Below are 17,285 nucleotides of genomic sequence, written 5' to 3' on the forward strand. Positions count from 1 at the left end.
AGAAATCCCACACCTACAAAAACTTTTTTAATAAGATTCCTATAGCCAAATTTATAAAAACTGATTTACAATTTCACTTACACTTTAATTATGATCGATTAGTTCAAAACCTTTTTCCCATTTTACGCAATTGGGACGGATTATCTGCATGTAGGAAGCAATCCGTTCATTTTGGCATAAAAAAATAGCTGGCCTCTTGGGCCAGCTTTATTTTTGTATTTATGAAGCTTTTCTCATGCCTTTTAAGATAAGGCTTAAGATGAAGACAAATACGATTGCACCAATCAATGCTGGAATTATAGCGAAATCTGCCACTGAAGGTCCCCAGTTCCCAAGAATTAATGAACCTAACCATGCACCAACAAAACCAGCGATAATGTTACCGATAATTCCAAATGGTACGTCACGTCCAACAATCATACCTGCTAACCAACCGATGATACCTCCGATAATTAATGACCATAAAAATCCCATAATATATTTCCTCCTTCAAAATAGTTATTTTTTGATTTTCTGCAGCAGACTCCAAGAAATTAAATCACTTCCATATTGTCATGCTTTTTTTCAGTACTTTTAACCTTTACATTCAAATGGTATGATGCCGATTCGCACAATATCTAATGAATGTGAATGTTTTAGTTATTGGGTAGTGTTAGCTAGCTATAGCCCTTAGAGTAACTGATTGGACAATCCTCTTGTTAGTGAATTTTTTCTTTTTGTTTGCTGCTGTACTCATTATTTTCCCCGTTTAATTAATCTAAAACCTAATTTTTTTTTTAAATATTTGGCAACAAAAACAGGATTATCAGATATATTAAACGGGTATACCATAGGCTTAACTTTGTCACATAGTTAGTATAAGCAGCATTCGTCTCAATTATGTTCATAAAGCAAAAAGAAAAAGGATGCCCCATTATCGGGACACCCTCCTTTCATTTGCTGTATTCTTTTTAGAACAAAAGTTCATCGGGATTGCTGCCGAAACGTTCATTTTTGTTCAAGGCATCTATTTGATTCATTTCATTTAAACTCAATGAAAAATCAAATACCTGCGCATTTTCCTTGATACGGGATGGCGTAATCGATTTAGGTATTACAACTAGATCATGTTGCAGATGCCATCTAATCAACACTTGTGCTGAACTTTTCCCGTGCTTCTTTGCTATATGATTAATTGTCGGCTCTTCCAAAAGGTTCCCTCTGCCTAGCGGGCTCCAAGATTCTACCTTTATTTCATGTTTTGCACAGTAATCACGAATTTCGACTTGAGTTAAAAGTGGATGCAATTCAATTTGATTGACGACCGGCTTCACTTCACTGTTTGCAAGTAAATTTTCCAAATGATGAACATGGAAATTACTTACACCGATTGATTTCACCTTTCCATCCTTATAAAGCTTCTCCAAGGCCCTCCAGGTTTCCAGATATTTATCTTTTCCCGGCCAGTGGATCAGGTATAAATCCAAGTATTCCAATCCAAGGCGATTTAAACTATCCTCAAATGCCTTGAGCGTCGTTTCATATCCTTGCTCGGTATTCCACACTTTGGAGGTTATGAACAATTCTTCACGTGGCACTCCGCATTCCCGAATCGCTTGGCCTACACCTTCTTCATTTTCATAAATGGCCGCTGTATCAATCGCCCGATAACCGACTTCGATCGCTTTTTTGACGGACTCAACCGTTTCATTGCCGTTTTTCACTTTAAATACACCGAAACCCAACTGTGGCATTTTAACTCCATTATGTAAGGTGATCGTTTCCCCAATATTCGAAATCATTCCATCATTCCCCCTTACTTTTATTTACCAATTATACATCCCTCCACCTTCTATTTCTAACCATAAGCATCGGGATTTATAGAGTCCCTTGAGTGAAAGCCCATCCCTAAAGGCCATTTATATATATCAATGTAACATTTTATCTTTTTAATCATTTACTAAGTTAAATATTTTGTAAAAAAATGACGAAACATCTATCCTTAAAGGTATGTAATTCGTTACAATAGTATAGTTCGATTTTAAACCATGTAAAAAAGAAGGTGCCATCTTTAAAGAATAATCAAAACTAAAACTCCCATGCTAAATATTGAGGAGTGCAAACTGTCGTGCGCCCAATTATTGGCCACAAACTATATTCACTTTATATACTTGAAATCAAGGGAGTCCTCCATGTATGAATACCATACTCATCTTAACCGCGCTAATAATACTTTTTGCTTTGGTCTTTGACTTTATCAATGGTTTCCATGATACGGCTAACGCCATCGCTACAGCCGTATCAACCAAAGCACTTAAACCACGACATGCAATCATCATGGCTGCGGTCATGAATTTATTGGGAGCATTGACCTTTACCGGTGTAGCGCATACCATTACGAAGGATATCGTCGATCCTTTCACATTGAATAATGGTTCATATGTTATTCTTGCTGCACTAATTTCGGCAATAATATGGAATTTAATCACTTGGTATTTTGGCATTCCAAGCAGTTCCTCCCATGCGATCATTGGTTCAATAGCTGGAGCGGCCATCGTGGCCAGTGGATTCGATGCGATTAAATGGAGTGGATTCACTAAAATTGTACAAGCATTGATCCTATCTCCCATCCTTGCCTTTACGCTTGGATTCATTGTTTACAGTATCTTCAAGGTAGTATTCAAAAATAATAATTTAGGAAAAACCAATACACGATTCAGGAGAATACAAATTGTCACTGCGGCCATCCAGTCTTATACACATGGGACGAATGATGCTCAAAAATCCATGGGTATCATCACGATGGCTTTGATCGCTAACGGATATGCCTCTACCTCTGAAGTTCCTTTCTGGGTACAATTATCTTGCGCTATAGCCATGGCGCTTGGTACATCGATCGGAGGTTGGAAGATCATCAAAACCGTTGGCGGTAAAATCATGAAAATCCGCCCGGTTAATGGTGTGGCTGCCGATATGACTGGAGCAGCGATCATTTTCGGTGCAACCTTCCTGCATATGCCGGTCAGCACGACACATGTCATTTCTTCTTCAATACTTGGGGTCGGTTCTGCACACCGCATCAAAGGGGTAAAATGGGGAACCGCAAAAAACATGCTGGTCACTTGGTTCATTACATTGCCAATTTCTGCTTCCTTAGCTGGAATCATTTACTATTTGATTGCTTTATTTTTATAGAACCTTTTGCCTTTCCATATCGGAAAGGCTTTTTTTTTACAAATCCCCCTTATAAATGCAGGGTTTTCCCCTTTTTTTAATTTTCCTTGTTTTTTTATGTAAAGTTTTATTAAGATTTTGTAAATTTTCGTCGAAAAACCTTCCCGGATACTACATGAATTCGTTACAATCAAATTGTTAATACTAAGCGTACGACTAAAGTGCGTAAATTTGCATGACTAATTGGGAGGCTTTAACATGGCTTTTAAATCAAAAAAAGACAAATTCGCGGTAATGCTTTTTAACATCGCTCAAAACCTTAAAGAAGGTGCTGACTATTTCGCGGATTATAAACTTAAGAACATCTCCGATCTCAAAGTATTTTCAGATACCATGAAAGACTATGAGCATAAAGGCGATTCAATGGTTCATAATGTGATCAAAGAGCTGAACAATGCTTTCATCACTCCTATTGAACGGGAGGATATCCTTGAATTAACCATGAGAATGGATGATGTCATAGACGGTTTGGAACACTGTGCGGCATTATTCGAAATGTACTCAATTGTCAATGCAGATGAGTATATGCTTAAGTTTGTGGATGCAATCAAACAGTGTACGTATGAGATTGAAAATGCTGTCGATACACTATCCACTAAAAAATTGCCAATGATTCGTGAACATGCAATCAAAATTAAAGATCTTGAATCCGTTTGTGACGGAATCCAACGACAATCAATCAAAAACTTGTTTACAGTTGAAAAAGACCCAATCAGGATCATTCAATATAAAGAAATTTACGAAAGCCTTGAAGAGATTGCCGATCACTGTCAAGCGGTGGCCAATACACTTGAAACAATCATAATGAAAAACGCCTAAGGAGTACCCCAATAAATGGATACTTTATTAATTATAACAATATTAATCGTTTTCTTTGCTTTAGCATTCGACTTCATCAATGGTTTTCATGATACAGCCAATGCAATAGCAACTGCCGTTTCAACAAAGGCCTTGAAGCCTAGGCATGCCATCATCATGGCAGCCGTCATGAATTTCGTCGGTGCCATGACATTTACTGGAGTGGCGAAGACCATAACGAAGGATATCGTGGATCCGTTCACGCTTCCGAATGGTTCATATGTAATAATGGCTGCTCTACTTGCCGCTATCATATGGAACCTTCTAACGTGGTATTACGGAATACCAAGCAGTTCCTCCCATGCATTGATCGGTTCGATTGCTGGTGCAGCCATTGCCGCAGCAGGATTCGCTGGAATTAACTGGGGAGGATTCATGAAAATTCTTCAAGCTTTGATCTTCTCCCCGCTAATTGCTTTTGCAATCGGGTTTATCGTATACAGCATCTTTAAAGTTGTCTTTAAAAACAATAACCTGACAAAAACAAACCAAAGATTCCGGACTATACAGATTGCTACTGCAGCACTTCAATCGTATACCCACGGAACGAACGACGCACAAAAAGCGATGGGTATCATCACGATGGCCCTTATTGCAAATGGTTATGCATCAAGTACTGATATCGCCTTCTGGGTTCAGTTCTCCTGTGCGCTCGCAATGGGACTTGGAACTTCCGTCGGCGGATGGAAAATCATTAAGACCGTTGGCGGCAAAATCATGAAAATCCGCCCGGTCAATGGTGTTGCAGCCGATTTAACCGGAGCCTTTATCATTTTCGGCGCGACTGTAATACACATGCCAGTCAGTACAACCCATGTTATTTCGTCTTCAATCCTTGGTGTTGGATCTGCGCATCGTGTCAAGGGCGTAAAATGGGGAACGGCAAAAAGGATGATCATCACTTGGTTCATTACCATTCCCATCTCGGCAACATTAGCTGGTTTGATTTATCTTTTAATTAACTTCTTATTCTAAAATAAAATCCCTTCCGGTTTCCATCGGTAGGGATTTTCTGTTTTACAAAGGATTTATCTATGCTTATCAATAGGAAATCGTTTAAAATTCAAGGAGAAGGAATTTTTTTTAGCGAGGGGCAAAATAAGAATGAAGGAATTCGAAAAAAATAGAGATATTTTTAAAGACCTTTATGGAGATATGATGGAGTTTGCCGATAGAATCAGTTCTGTTTTAGGTTGCCCCATTACAATCGAGGACGGTAACCACCGCTTACTTGCTTATAGCACTCACGATGATACTACGGATCAGGCCCGAATCATGACCATAATCGGAAGACGTGTCCCTGAAAAGGTCATCAACAGTTTATGGAAAGATGGTTTCATCCCTGCGTTATTGAAGGAAGATGCCCCCATTAAAATCGGGGCCATCAATGATGTCGGTCTCGGTAACAGGGTTGCGGTTTCCATCCGGAAAAATAATGAAGTACTTGGATTCATTTGGGCCTTGGAAGTAAATGAACCTTTCACCGAAGAAGATATGAAATTTCTGCAATTCGCTGCCAAAGAGGCAAAGAACCAGTTACAGCAATTGCAATTGAAAAAGAAAAGGAAAGAAGCAGGTCATCAAGAGTTCCTATGGCGCATGTTGACCGGGCACTACCAAGAAGAATCGGAAATAATTGAAAATTACAAGAAATTCTCAATCCATGTTCCAGTGGTTTTTTCCATATTGGTATTCGAATTTCCTAAAGAGATCAATCGCGAAGTGGAGCGTTACATTTCATACATGTTAACGACCACTCAAAAGATAAACAGTTCCTTATTTGCCATTGACCATAACAAGCTCATTCTTTTCGCGGGAGCCAACCAGGAAAACAGCCCTTCTTTCACTTCATCGATTTATGAGTTCATTCCTTTTTTCATTCTGGAGATGAAACGGCGTTTCGGTGTTGAGCATATCCTTGGAACGGCTGGCAATATGTATAAAAACTTAATGGATGTTAAATCAAGTTACGAAGAAGCTCTATACACCCTAAAAATGAAGAATATATTCCCTGATGACATGGCACTCATTTTACATTATGAAGAACTTGGCATGTTTCAAATGATTGAATCACTCGCAAGCAACAAACAGCGCCGTGTTCATCCTTCCATCCTTAAACTTAAAGCATACGATATGAAAAACCAGACGGAATTGCTGCAAACACTCACCGTCTATCTAGAGAAAGACTGCAACCCAAATGAAGCTTCAAAAAATCTTCATATCCATGTAAATACATTGAATTACCGATTAAAAAGAATCTCTGAAGTGGGAAATATTCGATTAAAGGATCCAATTCAAAAAATGTCCCTCTTTCTTAACATTAAACTTAATCAATATGATGAATTTTTCAAAAAAAATTAATGGTATATTCCCAGATATGGAATACTAAAAGAAGTGTGGAAAGGTTGATCATATGAAATTAGAAACAAAAGAAGAACTTGAAAAAGAATTAACAATCATTGAAAAATGGGAGAAAGATCAGAAAGGACTATGGTTTTGGGAACGGATTGGGCGCATCCCCTTCAAGCTATTGGATAAGTTGACACCGGATTTCATTCAGAAAAAATTAGGTTTCATGCTTGATGAAATCGGCAGCTACATTCAGAATGGCGGAAAATATTTAACGAAAGAAGCCCATATTCTAAGTCAGCTGCAAGCCAAGGTTCCCGAGTTGAATATTAATGACCTGGAAGAGGTTTCAAGCATCCCCCTCCATATCATGGATAGCGTGAGTCAGGATATTAAAACTTCAGGCAGCAAATTGGCAACGGTTCAAGGTGCCACTACCGGGATTGGCGGAATCTTCACCTTGGCCATCGACATCCCGCTTCTTCTCGGGTTGTCCATCAAAACCCTTCAGGATATCGCCATCACATATGGCTTCAATCCTAGGGACCGCCAAGAACGTATTTTCATCGTCAAATGTCTGCAATTTACAACATCGGATGTTGTCGGTAAAAAGGCTCTATTAAATGAATTGTCGAACATGAACCAGACGGATTCCCAATCAAAAAGGGAAATAGCATCCGAACTCCAGGGATGGCGAGAAGTCGTTTATACATACCGCGATCAGTTTGGCTGGAAAAAGCTTTTGCAAATGGTTCCTGTTGCCGGAATAATATTTGGCGCCATTACAAATCGTTCGATGATTGCCGATATCGCCGATACGGGAATCATGCTTTACAAGAAAAGAAGGATTTTAGAGCGCATTCAAGAACCTATTGCAAAGAATTAATTTCAGCTATACAAAGGTCTTGATCCTCGCAAGTCCATGGTTTTTGAAACTGCGTTTGTGGAATTCCACAAATACACCTTTTTCATTTTTCTGATTTCCACATACTAACTGTTTCTTTTTCCAACTATACTTGTGATACAAATAGTAAAACATATTATTGGAGGGATTAAGATGAGAATAGGAATTCCAAAAGAGATTAAAAACAATGAAAATCGTGTAGCTATCACTCCAGCTGGGGTCGTGGCATTAGTCAATGCAGGACATGAAGTATTAATCGAAATGAACGCAGGTCTAGGAAGCAGTTTCACAAATGAAGCATATCAAGAAGCTGGTGCTGTTATAGTCGAGGACGCTGCTAGCGTTTGGGCAAGTACTGAAATGATCATGAAAGTAAAAGAACCTATCTCATCTGAATATAAATATTTCAGAAAAGATTTAATCCTTTTCACATATTTACATCTTGCGGCAGAACCGGCACTAGCTCAGGCACTAAAAGAAAGCGGTGTCTTGGCCATTGCTTATGAAACGGTTGCAGTAAACCGCACACTTCCATTATTGACACCAATGAGTGAAGTTGCAGGACGCATGGCTGCACAAATCGGTGCTCAGTTCCTTGAAAAAAATAACGGCGGTAAAGGAATACTCTTAAGCGGAGTTCCTGGAGTTAAACGCGGTAAAGTCGCTGTAATCGGCGGAGGAATGGTTGGAACGAATGCTGCTAAAATCGCTATTGGTTTAGGCGCAGATGTTACCATTCTTGACTTAAGCCCTGACCGCCTGCGTCAGCTTGATGATATTTTCGGAAATGAACTGACTACACTCATCTCCAACCCTTATAATATTGCAGAAGCAGTCAAAGATGCCGATTTAGTAATCGGTGCCGTATTGATTCCAGGTGCTAAAGCTCCTAAGCTCGTTACTGAAGAAATGGTTAAAACGATGTCTCCAGGTTCAGTCATTGTCGATGTTGCAATCGACCAAGGCGGTATCTTTGAAACGGTCGACCACATAACAACACATGATAACCCTACTTATGTTAAACATGGAGTAGTTCATTATGCAGTGGCGAATATGCCAGGGGCAGTGCCTCAAACTTCTACAGTAGCTTTAACTAACGTAACAGTCCCATTTGCACTTCAAATTGCAAATAAAGGTGCCATCAAAGCGATCCTTGAAAATGATGCTCTTGCAAAAGGCGTCAATGTGGCCAACGGTGAAATCACGTTCGAAGCAGTTGCCACAGACCTTGGCTACAATTACGTAAGTGTTGAAAACGCCTTAAACCCGAATAACATTAACGCTTAATATAAATAAGACTCCAGAATCTTGTCTGGAGTCTTATTTTTTTTGGACGAGGGCCTCGATGAAGCTGAGCTTCTTCGTATGATATCTGGATCAGGCCGGGATATTCCGCACAAGGGTCGAATTATCCTCATATGGGTTGGATTATCTGCTCGGACGGGCGATTTTTCCGGAGATATAAGATATGCCACTTCTTGATCAAGTCTGTCCTTTCCCCGGTTGATGTCCTTACTAATCTTACAAAATAGAATATTCCTCTTAATCTATGAAAATCTTTCCAGGATTCATTATTCCTTTCGGATCCAAAGCCTGTTTGATCGTTTTCATCACTTCATAAGCAGCTCCATGCTCCCTTCGCTGATACTTCGATTTTCCAAGTCCTACCCCATGTTCACCGGTACATGTACCGCCTTTTGTTAATGCATATTCGACGATTTCTTCATTTAACCTCTTCGCTTCTTTAACTTCTTCAGGATTTTTCAAATCAATCATGAACAATACGTGATAATTCCCGTCACCTACATGTCCTATAATCGCACCCTCCACTTTGGATTGTTCGACTTTCTTCCTTGTATCCAGTATGGCATTCGATAATTCATGTAGTGGCACACTTACGTCGGTCACCATTAGCTTTTTTCCGGGTGCACTATGGATGAAAGCGTACGCGAGATTATGGCGCGCTTCCCATAAGGCGTTCCGTGCTTTTGAATCGGTTTCAAACTGGATATCTCCACAGCCAAAATCACTTACGATTTCCTTGGCAAATTTGACGTCCTGTTCCAGTCCGGCAAAATTCCCATGAAACTCGAGGAATAGGGTTGGTTGGACATCATAGGATTTGTCCATGAATTGATTAACTTTTTTTATGGACTCGGCATCCACCAATTCAATTCGTGCAATCGGGATTCCAGCAAGCATGATCCCATTAACCGCAGATACTGCCTGTTCGACGGTTGGAAATGAGGCTCTTCCGGCCATTGTGACTTCAGGGATGCCATATACCTTCAATGTCAGTTCAGTAAATACACCCAGCGTACCTTCAGAGCCGACAAACAAGCCATTCAAATGAATGCCTGAAGATGATTTTGTCGCTAAGCTTCCGGTATGAATCACTTCACCATTTGCTAAAACCACTTCCAAATCCCTGACTTGATCGCGCATTATCCCATATTTGACCGAGGTCGTCCCACTTGCATTCGTAGCTGCCATCCCACCCAATGTAGCATCGGCGCCAGGATCGACGGAAAAGAACAAACCGTATTTTTTTAATTCTTTATTAAGTTGCGTCCTTGTCACACCCGGTTGGACCTTAACAAGGAAATCATTTTCCCTGATTTCCAATATTTGATTCATCAAGGACAAATCCAGGGAAATACCCCCTTTGACTGGAACGACATGCCCCTCCAAACTTGATCCTAACCCAAAAGGAATGACTGGTATTTCATGCTCATTCGCATAACACATGACTGCGCTTACTTCTGCAGTATCCCTTGGATATATGACCATATCCGGTAAATGCGGGGTGTGATATGATTCATCATGGCTGTGCTGTTCCAATAGAGTTTCATTCACCGTTACTTGTTCTTCCGAAAGTATCTTCCTTAATTCTTCTATATAACCTTTCATTATTACAGCCCCCTCTTTTCTCCGAACATTCTGAAAATAGTTCGCGAATGAAATTGCCCGCTAATAGGCAATCCATCTTTCTTCATTTACTGAAACCTTTCGTTTTATCCGTGCAGGCCTTCATTGCTTGCAGAATGCTGGATCTTAGCTGATTCTCTTCTAAAGCCGCTACCGCAGAAATCGTTGATCCGCCCGGCGTGCAGACATCATCCTTTAAAGCAGCAGGATGTCTTTCCGTTTCCAGTACCATTTTAGCAGCTCCCATTACAGCTTGTGCTGCCATTCTGTATGCTTGTTTTCGTGGAATGCCATCACGGACCCCTCCATCAGCCAGCGCCTCGATGAACATATAAACATAAGCAGGCGACGAACCGCTGATGGCCGGAACTGCGTCCATCAAATCTTCATGCAGGATTTCCGTTTTACCGAAACTATTCAGCAGTGCAGTCACATCCTCTATATCAGCATCGGTAATTTCATCATTGATGCACATGGCAGTCATGCCTTCACCGACAAGCGAAGGAGTGTTTGGCATCGTCCGGACTACCTTCACTCTTTTTTCGAAGCTGTTCTCAACTAGAGATACAGTGATCCCTGCTGCCATAGTAATGATAACGGTGTCTTCTTTAACATGATTCTTCACTTCTTCAAGTACTTGCTTATGCATGGCAGGTTGGATCCCCAGAAAGAGAAAATCGGCAAAACCGGCAACCTCTTTATTATCCAAAGTACCCCTAACGTTATATTTCGTGGTGATTTTAGTTTTGGTTTCCGCACTCGAAGTACTGACCATTATTCCTTCAGGTGAAATGACCTCCGCATGCAGCATGCCCTCAAGCATTGCCTCACCCATTTTGCCGCATCCAATAAACCCGATTTTTTTATTCATATCTTACACTTCCAATCATAAGTTCATCTATGTTCCCACTTTATTATATCGGATATGATAAATGGAAACACGTTGGAGATATTAAACAGGAAGGATTTGGTGGTTTCTGGTCGAATTACTTAAAGTGATATGGATGAATCTTTATATTCACCTTTACCCACTATAGTCAAGTAATTGAATTCTTTTACAAAAAAAAAACGTTGACTAATTGGTCATTAGAGATTTATAATTTTGACCTATTAGTCACAAACGAATAAGAAATACAGTTATAGAAATGGAGAAATGCTATGCAAATGGAAAAAAAAGCGGTCAATACCAAGCTTGTCTTAACAGGATTGATCATAGGAATGTTTTTCAGTTCATTGGAACAGACGATCGTCGGTACGGCCATGCCGACAATTATCGGGGAATTGAATGGTTTCACCATCTTTGCATGGGTAACGACCGCCTATTTAATAGCCTCAACGACTGTTGTACCCATTGTTGGAAAGCTATCTGATTTATATGGCAGGCGTTCCCTTTATCTGCTTGGTACAATCATATTTACGATCGGTTCGTTTTTATGTGCCACAGCCACTTCGATGGAGCAATTGATCATCTACAGAGGTCTGCAGGGAATCGGCGGCGGAATGATCATGCCTTTATCCCAAACAATCATCGGCGATATATTCTCTGCGGAACAAAGAGCCAAATGGCAGGGTGTATTCGGAGCCCTTTTTGGATTAAGTTCTGTCATCGGCCCTTTTCTGGGCGGCCTGATCGTTGACCATATCAGCTGGCATTGGATCTTTTTGATCAATGTACCGACAGGCTTACTATCGGCCATTTTGATTTATGTAGGATTGAAACATGAAGCGATAAGGAAAACTGAGAAAGTGAATATCGATTATCTAGGAATCTTCACTTTGATTCCTGGTATTGTCCTGTTATTGCTTGGCTTGACCTTCGGTGGTGATAAATTCGAATGGTTATCACTGGAATCTATCTTGATTTTCGGCAGCACCATTGTCTTCATTGTCCTATTCATCATTTTTGAAAGAAGAGCGGTCGAACCGATCCTTGATTTATCCCTTTTTAAAAATAGAGTTTTTTCGACCACGAATATTTTAGGATTCCTGCTTGGCCTTGGCATGTTCGGGGCAATCATGTTCGTCCCGCTGTTCATGCAAGGCGTTTTGGGAGTTTCACCAACAAAAGCGGGATCGACCATGACTCCGATGATGATTGGTATGATTCTTTCCAGCATCATTGGCGGGCGGTTACTTTTGAAATTCCGTTTTCGTACCGTGCTTACCTTTGGAATGGCCTTTGCGACGCTCGGCTTTTTCCTAATGAGTATGATGGACGGCAGTACGACTATATTCACTGCGTACTCATTCATGGCCATCCTTGGGATAGGTATGGGGCTTGTCATGCCGACATTGATGATTGCCGTTCAGAACGAATTTCCAAAATCGCAGCTAGGGTCGGTTACAGCGGCTTCAACCTTCTTCCGCTCAATAGGTGGAACGATGGGCATCACGATTTTGAATGCTGTAATGAATCACAATCTCCAGCAAAATATGGATGATGCGGTGGTAAGTCAAAAGGACCCTATATTGCATGAAGCACTGAAAGCATTAGCCGATAAAACGGATACGTTATTCAACATCATGCTTTATCCCGAAAACCTAAAAATGCCCGCAGAAGTCAGCAATGTCCTTGTTAAAACGATAGAAAATGCTTGGATCGATGCATTCTCCAGTGTTTTCATCACCGGTATCTTTTTTGTATCCGCAGGGATATTAGTGGCACTTTCCGTGGGTTCGGGCCGAATCAAAAGGGATCAAGAAACGGAAAAAGAATTAGGCTAAAACAGGCTCGGGACCGGCTGATATAATCAGCCGGCCTTTTTCATCCCTTCAATCCTATGTTTCTTTTTCATTGATAAGGGCATTTTACCTGTATGAGACTAAATGGGGTGATACTATGGACAGGATAAACGATTCAATTTTGCCTGCAGATTTTTATCAGCAGCCCACGCTTGAACTGGCGAAATCCCTTCTTGGCTGCCTGATCGTAAAAGAAACAGCGGAAGGAACCGCTTCTGGATTCATTGTTGAAACAGAGGCCTACATGGGACCTGGGGACAGGGCCGCACATAGTTTTGGAAATAGACGGACAAAGCGGACGGAAGTGATGTTCGGAAATTCCGGTTTGATCTATACATACGTCATGCACACACATACACTGGTCAATGTCGTAAGCGGCGGACCTGAAAATCCGGAAGCCATTTTAATTCGCGCGATTGAACCGTATACAGGGCTCGAGTTAATGCATGAAAGACGCGGAATTGCCGATATTCGTAAATGGACCGATGGACCAGGGAAGCTAACAAAGGCACTAGGCATCACCATGGATGATTATGGTCGATCTTTTACGGACCCCCCGCTTTATCTGGCTGCAGGAAAAAAGCCTGGCCACATATCCAGCGGTCCCCGCGTCGGAATCGACAACTCCGGGGAAGCAAAGGATTACCCTTGGCGATTCTGGGTTACCGACAATCCATATATATCCCGTAAGAACTTAATTAATAAAAGGGGACCAAAATAGTCTCCGTGATGTTACCCCCTCTAAGTGAACTGTATAAACTCTGTGGATGTTACACAACTTTGAGGGGATTTAACTATGTCCGTAAGCATTCCGATATATCAAAAAGTAGTGAATGAAAGCTTTAAGTTTCCAGCCAATTACCCCGGTAATAATATCTAAATGTTTGTATGAAATCCATATTTAATCAGCCATTCAAGAAAACCATTCCCCTACTCAAAGTATCATCACATAGTAAAATCGTGAGCCTGATGCCCCCTACGTACAAAATTAAAAAATTAATCACGGAAAGGTAAGGATTTATTATTCTTACCTTTCTTTTAATTACCGTAACTCAAACTTCCATTATACGAAATGCTCTTTTGAGTTTACTAGCTATCCATTTATGCAAAATTCCAATATTTGGTCCTCTTATACTCCAATGAACCCACCCGATGTACCAGACTCCCATTTTCCTGTAAAACAATAACCCGAAAAATGACGAAAAAGTTGAATTTTATTTATATGGGTCATGTTTTTTATATTCCATACCTTTATAATATAAATGCTAGATATTTTTTTACCACATCAGGAGGAACTTTCCTAAATGACCAATTCTAAAAACTCTTTCATTCTTGCGGGGACCATTATAGGTACCCTAATCGCCGGCACTTCTGCTTATGCTGGTTCTTATCAAGTTAAATCAGGGGACACCCTAGATAAAATCTCTAAAGCCAATAATACAACTGTCCAGCACTTAAAATCTCAAAACCATTTGACTAGTGACCTTATTTTTCCCGGCCAAGTCTTGAAATTTAATACCATTAACAACCATACAGATAAAAGTAAAGATAAAACCGAAAAATATGTGGTTAAACTTGGGGATTCATTATCTAAAATTGCCAATAAATATAATGTATCCGTTAGTGCCCTGCTTAAATTAAACCCTAATATTTCTAGTTCGGACCGGATATATATTGGCCAAACCATCCGGGTTTCCGGACAAACCTCCGGATCCAGCCCTTCGGCTAAAAATAGTTCAAATGCTTCATATAAAGTCAAATCCGGGGATACACTGGGCAAAATTGCCAGAGTCAATAATATGACTGTCCAACAATTAAAGTCTATGAATCATTTGACTAGCACTCTCATTTTTCCAGGTCAGGTCTTGAAGGTTAATGCCATTACCAGCAATCCGGATAAAGGTAAAAATACAACAGGCGTTTATGTCGTTAAATTAGGGGATTCCTTATCAACAATCGCTAAAAGATATAACCTTTCCCTTAGTGCCTTACTTAAAATAAACCCTAATATTTCCAATTCAGATCGTATTCGTATCGGCCAAACCATCCGGGTTTCAGGGAAGGCCTCGGCATCTGCAATCAATAAACCGTCCAAATCCAACAAGGCAGATCAAGTTTTGGCAGCTGGCGCTAAATACTTGGGAGCCAAGTATGTTTACGGTGCGAGCACTTCACGCACTGATGTATTTGATTGCTCTTCATTCACATTAAGAGCATTCCAAAGTGCAGGTATTTCCTTGCCTAGAAATTCAGTAGCCCAATCACACGTTGGTAAAGCTGTATCCTCAAAGGCCCTGCAAAAAGGGGATTTAGTATTTTTCGATACCAATAATGATGGAGTGATCAATCATGTAGGAATTTATGCCGGTAACGGTCAAATGCTGAATGCTTCGACATCTAAAGGTGTATCCTACGCTAACATTAACAATTCCTACTGGGGACCAAGCTTTGTGAAGGCAGTCCGTGTCCTAAACTAAATGATGGTGGCAGTAAACGATAAAAAGCAAAAAAGCGTGTTTCGATAAATGATCATACACGCTTTTTTTGCTTATGATAATGTTAACTAGCCGCCAACTGGTGTTATGGCTTATCCCCCTTCTTTTTGAAGCCATCCTAACTCTCGCATTAAATTATGCATATAATTCGTTAAAGTAATAAGTCTTTTTTATAATTGACTTTACGATTAAAATACTCAAAACACATTAAAGTATTGTAAGATATACAAAATAAACTAAACCTTCACTAGTAAACCCAAATTTATAATAGATACCCGAAGCAATGATAAACACACCCGTTAAAAATATTTTATAATACCAATACTTACTCATTATCAATAGGTAGAATAATATATAAAGTTAAGCTAACCTTTTTTATCCTCTCTTTCCTCATACCTGGCGGATTAACCTTGCATTTCCACAATCGCATAATTCAGTTGATTACTGATACGGACTCCTTCAAAACTTGATAATTCCTTTAGTTATCGTTTGATGTTGTTAGATGTCTTTCCTGCATTTCAACCTGCTTTCTATGGACTTTTTCTTCTATAAGATCTATGAACATCTGATTATTGTTGAGATTTTCTTTATTAGACTCTATTAACCGCGCTAATGATACATTTTTACGCATTTTTTGGACCTCCTTCTCTACAGAAATTGCTAGCAGGAAAAAGAATGGTTTTCTCTACTAATGAAGAATATTTTTCCTATTACTTCATGATATTTTCATAATACTCTTAGTTTAAAAATTCTTGGTTTCAATTTTGAAATGACCGTTACCAATATTGGTATTGTCATTCCGGGTATATCCTGTTCACTTTTTCAACTTGCATTCTTGTCCTTGATCGGGCCGTGCAGATATAAGTAAGTACATTATCTATTTCCAACAAAAAAAGGCCTTCATCACAGAAGACACTTTCAGAAAGTATACTAATAAGGAGAGTAAGTTTGCCTGAGCTTTTTTCTTTCAAAAACGTTCCAGCCGATTCCAGAAATCCGCTCCCTTTTCCGCCGATTTTCTGCCCAGTTACCTCAAAGCAAACGCCTGTGGTGTCTCGGCTAGCCAGTTACTCGGCAGGAGTGTCGCAAATTTCTTCCATCCTTTAAGGATTAATGTAAAAAAAACTCAAGGACCACCTCGTCTTAAACTTGGTTCGGGATGAGCCTAGCCTACGTTTTTTTCTTAAATTACGTTCCAGTCGATTCCAGAAATCTGCCCCCTTTTCCGCCTATTTTCTGCCCAGTTACCTCAATGCAAACGCCTGTGGTGTCTCGGCTAGCCAGTTATTCGGCAGGAGTGTCGCAAGTTTCTTCCATCCTTTAAGGATTAATGTAGAAAAAACTCAAGGACCACCTCGTCTTAAACTTGGTTCGGGATGAGCCTAGCCGACCTTTTTTTCTTCAATTACGTTCCAGCCGATTCCAGAAATCTGCTCCCTTTTCCGCCTATTTTCTGCCCAGTTACCTCAATGCAAACGCCTGTGGTGTCTCGGCTAGCCAGTTATTCGGCAGGAGTGTCGCAAGTTTCTTCCATCCTTTAAGGATTAATGTAGAAAAAACTCAAGGACCACCTCGTCTTAAACTTGGTTCGGGATGAGCCTAGCCGACCTTTTTTTCTTCAATTACGTTCCAGCCGATTCCAGAAATCTGCTCCCTTTTCCGCCTATTTTCTGCCCAGTTACCTCAATGCAAACGCCTGTGGTGTCTCGGCTAGCCAGTTATTCGGCAGGAGTGTCGCAAGTTTCTTCCATCCTTTAAGGATTAATGTAGAAAAAACTCAAGGACCACCTCGTCTT

Annotated in this window: 14 protein-coding genes; 9 read left to right on the forward strand and 5 right to left on the reverse strand. The window is 40.3% G+C overall.

The features are described from left to right. Positions 1-219 precede the first annotated feature (219 nt). Both A6755_RS22160 and A6755_RS22165 read right to left on the reverse strand, forming a co-directional pair. On the reverse strand, positions 220-474 hold the full coding sequence (locus A6755_RS22160) for a GlsB/YeaQ/YmgE family stress response membrane protein (RefSeq protein ID WP_170946860.1): 255 nt from the start codon (positions 472-474) through the stop codon (positions 220-222). 476 nt (positions 475-950) lie between these two features. Beyond that, on the reverse strand, positions 951-1,781 hold the full coding sequence (locus A6755_RS22165) for an aldo/keto reductase (protein WP_053533931.1): 831 nt from the start codon (positions 1,779-1,781) through the stop codon (positions 951-953). A gap of 394 nt (positions 1,782-2,175) precedes the next feature. Between A6755_RS22165 and A6755_RS22170 the strand changes: the two genes are divergently transcribed. From A6755_RS22170 to ald, 6 genes are all read left to right on the forward strand, one after another. After that, on the forward strand, positions 2,176-3,174 hold the full coding sequence (locus tag A6755_RS22170) for an inorganic phosphate transporter (protein ID WP_063591981.1): 999 nt from the start codon (positions 2,176-2,178) through the stop codon (positions 3,172-3,174). A 237-nt stretch (positions 3,175-3,411) separates the two neighbouring features. After that, on the forward strand, positions 3,412-4,032 hold the full coding sequence (locus tag A6755_RS22180) for a DUF47 domain-containing protein (RefSeq protein WP_048689774.1): 621 nt from the start codon (positions 3,412-3,414) through the stop codon (positions 4,030-4,032). Positions 4,033-4,047: 15 nt separating this feature from the next. Beyond that, the gene (locus A6755_RS22185; protein WP_048689777.1) at positions 4,048-5,046 is read left to right on the forward strand and encodes an inorganic phosphate transporter; all 999 of its coding nucleotides are present in this window, start codon (positions 4,048-4,050) and stop codon (positions 5,044-5,046) included. A 129-nt stretch (positions 5,047-5,175) separates the two neighbouring features. Beyond that, a complete protein-coding gene (locus A6755_RS22190; RefSeq protein ID WP_034315574.1) occupies positions 5,176-6,432 on the forward strand; it encodes a PucR family transcriptional regulator in 1,257 nt (418 codons plus the stop codon). Between the two features lie 52 nt (positions 6,433-6,484). Then, positions 6,485-7,306, forward strand: coding sequence for an EcsC family protein (locus A6755_RS22195; protein ID WP_034315090.1), 822 nt, complete (start codon positions 6,485-6,487; stop codon positions 7,304-7,306). Positions 7,307-7,477: 171 nt separating this feature from the next. After that, complete coding sequence (gene ald, locus A6755_RS22200; protein ID WP_034315093.1) at positions 7,478-8,611, forward strand: alanine dehydrogenase; 1,134 nt, start codon at positions 7,478-7,480, stop codon at positions 8,609-8,611. Between the two features lie 255 nt (positions 8,612-8,866). On the opposite strand, the gene A6755_RS22205 is transcribed toward ald, so the two are convergent. Next, on the reverse strand, positions 8,867-10,234 hold the full coding sequence (locus A6755_RS22205) for an FAD-binding oxidoreductase (protein ID WP_063591983.1): 1,368 nt from the start codon (positions 10,232-10,234) through the stop codon (positions 8,867-8,869). Between the two features lie 82 nt (positions 10,235-10,316). Next, a complete protein-coding gene (gene proC, locus A6755_RS22210; protein ID WP_057275644.1) occupies positions 10,317-11,123 on the reverse strand; it encodes a pyrroline-5-carboxylate reductase in 807 nt (268 codons plus the stop codon). A gap of 287 nt (positions 11,124-11,410) precedes the next feature. Between proC and A6755_RS22215 the strand changes: the two genes are divergently transcribed. From A6755_RS22215 to A6755_RS22225, 3 genes are all read left to right on the forward strand, one after another. Further along, the gene (locus A6755_RS22215) at positions 11,411-12,976 is read left to right on the forward strand and encodes an MDR family MFS transporter (protein WP_063591984.1); all 1,566 of its coding nucleotides are present in this window, start codon (positions 11,411-11,413) and stop codon (positions 12,974-12,976) included. A 115-nt stretch (positions 12,977-13,091) separates the two neighbouring features. Further along, the gene (locus tag A6755_RS22220) at positions 13,092-13,715 is read left to right on the forward strand and encodes a DNA-3-methyladenine glycosylase (RefSeq protein ID WP_063591985.1); all 624 of its coding nucleotides are present in this window, start codon (positions 13,092-13,094) and stop codon (positions 13,713-13,715) included. 583 nt (positions 13,716-14,298) lie between these two features. After that, a complete protein-coding gene (locus A6755_RS22225; protein ID WP_084738052.1) occupies positions 14,299-15,471 on the forward strand; it encodes a C40 family peptidase in 1,173 nt (390 codons plus the stop codon). A gap of 496 nt (positions 15,472-15,967) precedes the next feature. On the opposite strand, the gene A6755_RS27290 is transcribed toward A6755_RS22225, so the two are convergent. After that, positions 15,968-16,120, reverse strand: coding sequence for a hypothetical protein (locus A6755_RS27290; RefSeq protein ID WP_174878757.1), 153 nt, complete (start codon positions 16,118-16,120; stop codon positions 15,968-15,970). Between the last annotated feature and the right edge of the window lie 1,165 nt (positions 16,121-17,285).

This window comes from Peribacillus frigoritolerans (assembly GCF_001636405.1).
GTDB classification, from domain to species: Bacteria; Bacillota; Bacilli; order Bacillales; family DSM-1321; genus Peribacillus; species Peribacillus frigoritolerans.

Bases quoted from the DNA above. Each gene is read 5' to 3' on its own strand.
- A6755_RS22160 (WP_170946860.1), bottom strand. From the start codon at position 474: ATGGGATTTTTATGGTCATTAATTATCGGAGGTATCATCGGTTGGTTA.
- A6755_RS22190 (WP_034315574.1), top strand. From the start codon at position 5,176: ATGAAGGAATTCGAAAAAAATAGAGATATTTTTAAAGACCTTTATGGA.
- ald (WP_034315093.1), top strand. From the start codon at position 7,478: ATGAGAATAGGAATTCCAAAAGAGATTAAAAACAATGAAAATCGTGTA.
- A6755_RS22180 (WP_048689774.1), top strand. From the start codon at position 3,412: ATGGCTTTTAAATCAAAAAAAGACAAATTCGCGGTAATGCTTTTTAAC.
- A6755_RS22170 (WP_063591981.1), top strand. From the start codon at position 2,176: ATGAATACCATACTCATCTTAACCGCGCTAATAATACTTTTTGCTTTG.
- A6755_RS22215 (WP_063591984.1), top strand. From the start codon at position 11,411: ATGCAAATGGAAAAAAAAGCGGTCAATACCAAGCTTGTCTTAACAGGA.
- proC (WP_057275644.1), bottom strand. From the start codon at position 11,123: ATGAATAAAAAAATCGGGTTTATTGGATGCGGCAAAATGGGTGAGGCA.
- A6755_RS22205 (WP_063591983.1), bottom strand. From the start codon at position 10,234: ATGAAAGGTTATATAGAAGAATTAAGGAAGATACTTTCGGAAGAACAA.
- A6755_RS27290 (WP_174878757.1), bottom strand. From the start codon at position 16,120: ATGCGTAAAAATGTATCATTAGCGCGGTTAATAGAGTCTAATAAAGAA.
- A6755_RS22225 (WP_084738052.1), top strand. From the start codon at position 14,299: ATGACCAATTCTAAAAACTCTTTCATTCTTGCGGGGACCATTATAGGT.
- A6755_RS22195 (WP_034315090.1), top strand. From the start codon at position 6,485: ATGAAATTAGAAACAAAAGAAGAACTTGAAAAAGAATTAACAATCATT.
- A6755_RS22185 (WP_048689777.1), top strand. From the start codon at position 4,048: ATGGATACTTTATTAATTATAACAATATTAATCGTTTTCTTTGCTTTA.
- A6755_RS22165 (WP_053533931.1), bottom strand. From the start codon at position 1,781: ATGATTTCGAATATTGGGGAAACGATCACCTTACATAATGGAGTTAAA.
- A6755_RS22220 (WP_063591985.1), top strand. From the start codon at position 13,092: ATGGACAGGATAAACGATTCAATTTTGCCTGCAGATTTTTATCAGCAG.